The organism is Microbacterium sp. Bi128, from assembly GCF_918698205.1.
The window spans coordinates 1-4,840 of record NZ_CAKKMM010000315.1 but is presented as its reverse complement, the minus strand read 5'-3'; the positions used below and the strand labels follow the sequence as shown (position 1 = coordinate 4,840).

Sequence of the window (4,840 nt, the reverse complement as noted above, 5' to 3'; positions counted from 1 at the left end):
TCGCCGACTGCGACCTCATCGTCATCTTCCTCACCACGTACCTGACATCCTCCATGGTCCTGCCCATCGCCCAGCGCGCGAAGACCCCCGTCCTGGTGATCGACCTGCAGCCAACCGAAGCGATGGACCACGCCAACTTTGACACCGGCAAGTGGCTGGCCTACTGCGGCCAGTGCCCGGTGCCGGAGGTCGCCAACGTCTTCCGCCGGGCCGGGATCGACTTCCGCTCAGTCTCGGGGCACCTTAAGCAGGAGTCCGCCTGGGAGCGGATCACCGCGTGGGTCCACGCCGCCGGCGTCCGCGCCCGGCTCCGCAATGCCCGGCACGGGCTCATGGGCCACCTCTATCCGGGCATGCTGGATGTCGCCACCGACCTCACCACCGTGTCCACCACCTTCGGCTCCCACGTGGAGGTGCTCGAATTCGATGACCTCCGCGAACGGGTCAACGCCGTCACGGAGGCGGAGGTGACCGAACGGCTCGGGCTCGCCCGCGAACTTTTCGTTGTGGATGACTCCGTGAACGACGACGACTTCGCGTGGGGTGCGAAGGTGTCCGTCGGCCTGGACCGCCTTGTGGAGGACTTTGACCTGGACTCCGTGGCCTACTATCACCGCGGACTGGCCGGCGAACAGCACGAACGGCTCGGCGCCGGGATGATCCTGGGCTCCTCCATCCTGACGGCCCGGGGCATCCCGATGGCCGGCGAGTTCGAGCTGCGGACCTCCATCGCCATGCTGGCGGCCCAGGCGATCGGCGCCGGGGGATCATTTACCGAGATCCAGGCCCTGAACTTCCTCGACAACGTGGTCGAAATGGGACACGACGGGCCGGCCCACCTGGCCGTGTCCGCCCAGGACCCGCTCCTGCGCGGACTCGGCATCTACCACGGCAAACGCGGCTGGGGCGTCTCGGTCGAATTCGATGTGCGCCACGGCCCCGTCACCACCTTCGGCCTCGGCCAGGACGCGGACGGAAGCTACGTGTTCGTCACCTCCGAGGGCGAGGTGGTTCCCGGCCCGCTCCTGCAGATCGGCAACACGACCTCCCGGGTGGACTTCGGCGGGGACCCCGGGCTCTGGGTGGACGTCTGGAGCCAGACCGGAATCGGCCACCACTGGGCCCTGTGCGTCGGCCACCGCGCCGCCGACATCAAGGCCGCCGCATCCCTGCTGGGCATCGAACACCGCCACGTGGCGCTCTCATGAGCACGCAACGCGTCTGCTTCCAGCTCCAGGTCAAGCCCGCGCTGATCGGGGAATACACCCGCCGGCACGCCGCCGTCTGGCCGGAGATGCTCCGGGCCCTGACGGCCTCGGGCTGGAACAACTACTCACTCTTCCTCCGGCCCGACGGGCTCCTGATCGGCTACTTCGAAACGGACAGCCTGACCGAAGCCCAGGCCCGGATGGCAGCCACTGACGTCAACGCCCACTGGCAGGCCGACATGGCCGGCTTCTTCGACGACCTCGCCGGAGCGCCGGATCAAGGCTTCCTCCAGCTCACCGAAATCTTCAATCTCGAGGACCAGTTGTCCGCGGCCAACGCCGCCGGGGACAACCACCAACCGCAGAAGGAACAACCATGAACACCACAGAAACGGCCCTGGGCCGCCTCGGGGAACTCGCCATCGAGGTCCCGTCCTGGGCCTACGGCAACTCCGGCACCCGCTTCAAGGTGTTCGGCACTCCCGGCACCCCGCGCACGGTCCACGAGAAGCTGGCCGACGCCGCGAAGGTCCACGAACTCACCGGACTCGCGCCCACCGTGGCGCTGCACATCCCCTGGGACAAGGTGGATGATTATGCGGCCCTGAAGGAGTTCGCGGCGGAGCTCGGCGTGGGACTCGGCACCATCAACTCCAACACCTTCCAGGACGACGAGTACAAGTTTGGTTCCCTGACCTCCTCGAACCCTGCGGTCCGCCGCCGCGCGATCGACCACCACCTCGAGTGCCTGGAGATCATGAACGCCACGGGCTCGCGGGATCTGAAGATCTGGCTCGCGGACGGCACCAACTACCCGGGCCAGGACGACATGCGCGGCCGGCAGGACCGCCTGGCCGAGTCGCTGCAGGAAATCTACGCGGCCCTGGGCGACGAGCAGCGCCTGGTGCTGGAGTACAAGTTCTTCGAGCCGGCTTTCTACCACACCGACGTTCCGGACTGGGGTACCTCCTACGCCCAGACCCTGGCCCTGGGCGAGAAAGCCTTTGTCTGCCTCGACACCGGCCACCACGCCCCCGGCACCAACATCGAGTTCATCGTCATGCAGCTGCTGCGTCTGGGCAAGCTCGGCTCCTTCGACTTCAACTCCCGCTTCTACGCGGATGATGACCTGATCGTCGGTGCGGCGGATCCCTTCCAGCTCTTCCGCATCATGCACGAGGTCATCCGCGGCGGCGGGTTCGGTAAGTCCGCAGGAGAGAATTCAGCCGTCGCCCTGATGCTGGACCAGTGCCACAACCTGGAGGAAAAGATCCCGGGCCAAATCCGGTCCGTGCTCAATGTCCAGGAAATGACCGCCCGCGCCCTGCTGATCGACACCGACGCGCTGGCCGAGGCCCAGCGCAGCGGCGACGTCCTGGCCGCCAACGGCATCTTCAACGATGCCTTTTACACCGATGTCCGCCCCGCGCTGGCGCATTGGCGTGAATCCCGCGGCCTGCCCGCGGACCCGATGGCCGCCTTCAAGGCCAGCGGTTACCAGAAGAAGATCAACGAGGACCGCGTCGGCGGCCACCAGGCCGGATGGGGCGCTTAAATAATGACCAATAAGACTGTTGAAGAACTGATCTCCCGTTCGAACCGCCTCGGCGCGGACAAGCGGAACACCAACTTCGCCGGCGGCAACACCTCCGCCAAGGGCACCGAAAAGGACCCCGTGACCGGCGACGACGTCGAGCTCCTGTGGGTCAAGGGCTCCGGCGGTGACCTGGGCACGCTGAAGGCCGAGGGCCTTGCCGTGCTGCGGCTGGACCGGCTGCAGGCGCTCAAGAACGTGTACCCCGGCGTCGAGCGTGAAGACGACATGGTCGCCGCGTTCGATTACTGCCTGTTCGGCAAGGGCGGCGCCGCCCCCTCGATCGACACCGCCATGCATGGCCTGATCGATGCCGCGCACGTGGACCACCTGCACCCGGACTCCGGCATCGCCCTCGCCACGGCCGCCGACGGCGAGGCCCTGACCAAGGAGATCTTCGGCGAGAAAGTGGCCTGGGTGCCGTGGCGGCGCCCCGGCTTCCAGCTCGGCCTGGACATCGCCGCGATCAAGGACGCCAACCCTCAGGCCGTCGGAACCATTCTGGGCGGCCACGGCATCACCGCCTGGGGCGCCACCAGCGAGGAAGCCGAAGCCAACTCGCTGTGGATCATCGAGCAGGCCGAGGAGTACATCAAGGACCACGGAAAGAACGAACCGTTCGGTCCCAAGCTGCCCGGCTACGCCGCCCTCCCGGAAACCGAGCGCCGCGCGAAGGCCGCCGCCCTGGCCCCCGTGATCCGCGGCCTCGCCTCGACGGACAAGCCGCAGCTCGGGCACTTCAGCGACGACCCCGCCGTCCTGGCGTTCCTCGAAGCCGCCGAACACCCGCGGCTCGGGGCCCTGGGCACGTCCTGCCCGGACCACTTCCTGCGCACCAAGGTCAAGCCGCTGGTCCTGGACCTGCCCGCCGACGCCCCGGTTGAAGACTCTGTGGCCCGGCTGAAGGAACTCCACGCCGCCTACCGCGAGGACTACCAGGGGTATTACGACCGGCACGCGACCCCGGACAGCCCCGCCCTGCGCGGCGCGGACCCGGCGATTGTGCTGGTGCCCGGCGTGGGCATGTTCTCCTTCGGCGCGAACAAGCAGACCGCCCGGGTGGCGGGGGAGTTCTACCTCAACGCCATCAACGTCATGCGCGGCGCCGAAGCCGTCTCCACCTATGCCCCGATCGAGGAAGCCGAGAAGTTCCGGATCGAATACTGGGCCCTGGAGGAAGCCAAACTGGCCCGGATGCCCAAGCCGAAATCCCATGTTGGCCGGATCGCACTGGTGACCGGGGCGGCGTCGGGCATCGGCAAGGCGATCGTCACCCGCTTCGCCGCCGACGGCGCGTGCGTGGTCATCGCTGACCTGAACCTGGACAACGCCCGGGCCGTGGCCGCGGAACTCGGCGGCGCCGACGTCGCCATCGGGGTCCAGGCCGACGTCACCGACGAAGCCCAGATCGCCGCCGCCATCCAGGAAGCCGTCCTGGCCTTCGGCGGACTGGACCTGGTGGTCAACAACGCGGGGCTCTCCATCTCCAAGCCGCTGCTGGAAACCACGGAAAAGGACTGGGACCTCCAGCACAACGTCATGGCCAAGGGCTCGTTCCTGGTGGCCAAGGCGACCGCGCAGGTGATGATCGGCCAGGAGATGGGCGGGGACATCATCTACATCTCCTCCAAGAACTCCGTGTTCGCCGGCCCGAACAACATCGCCTACTCCGCCACCAAGGCAGACCAGGCCCACCAGGTCAGGCTCCTCGCCGCGGAACTGGGCGAGTACGGGATCCGGGTCAACGGCATCAACCCCGACGGCGTGGTCCGAGGCTCCGGGATCTTCGCCGGCGGCTGGGGCGCCAAGCGCGCCGCCGTCTACGGCGTGCAGGAAGAGGAACTGGGCAAGTACTACGCCCAGCGCACCCTGCTCAAGCGCGAAGTGCTGCCCGAAAACGTGGCCAACGCCGCCGCCGTGCTCACCGGCAGCGAGCTCTCCCACACCACGGGGCTCCACATCCCCGTGGACGCCGGCGTGGCCGCGGCCTTCCTGCGATGAGCCTTCCTGCTACCGCACCCGGCGGCGGCCTGTTCAC

The 4,840-nt window shown here is 67.7% G+C and carries 4 protein-coding genes; all 4 read left to right on the top strand.

The window, feature by feature from the left end; translation table 11 throughout:
- The coding region (locus LQV45_RS17915) for an L-fucose/L-arabinose isomerase family protein (protein WP_230008183.1) at positions 1 to 1,208 on the top strand (1,208 nt) is incomplete at its 5' end.
- The gene (locus LQV45_RS17910) at positions 1,205 to 1,588 is read left to right on the top strand and encodes an L-rhamnose mutarotase (RefSeq protein ID WP_230008182.1); all 384 of its coding nucleotides are present in this window, start codon (positions 1,205 to 1,207) and stop codon (positions 1,586 to 1,588) included. The genes LQV45_RS17915 and LQV45_RS17910, both read left to right, overlap by 4 nt.
- Positions 1,585 to 2,763, top strand: coding sequence for an L-rhamnose isomerase (rhaI, locus tag LQV45_RS17905; protein ID WP_230008181.1), 1,179 nt, complete (start codon positions 1,585 to 1,587; stop codon positions 2,761 to 2,763). The genes LQV45_RS17910 and rhaI overlap by 4 nt, the downstream gene beginning before the upstream one ends.
- Positions 2,764 to 2,766: 3 nt before the next feature.
- Complete coding sequence (locus LQV45_RS17900; protein WP_230008180.1) at positions 2,767 to 4,803, top strand: bifunctional aldolase/short-chain dehydrogenase; 2,037 nt, start codon at positions 2,767 to 2,769, stop codon at positions 4,801 to 4,803.
- Positions 4,804 to 4,840 lie beyond the last annotated feature (37 nt).

Bases quoted from the DNA above. Each gene is read 5' to 3' on its own strand.
- LQV45_RS17910 (WP_230008182.1), top strand. From the start codon at position 1,205: ATGAGCACGCAACGCGTCTGCTTCCAGCTCCAGGTCAAGCCCGCGCTG.
- rhaI (WP_230008181.1), top strand. From the start codon at position 1,585: ATGAACACCACAGAAACGGCCCTGGGCCGCCTCGGGGAACTCGCCATC.
- LQV45_RS17900 (WP_230008180.1), top strand. From the start codon at position 2,767: ATGACCAATAAGACTGTTGAAGAACTGATCTCCCGTTCGAACCGCCTC.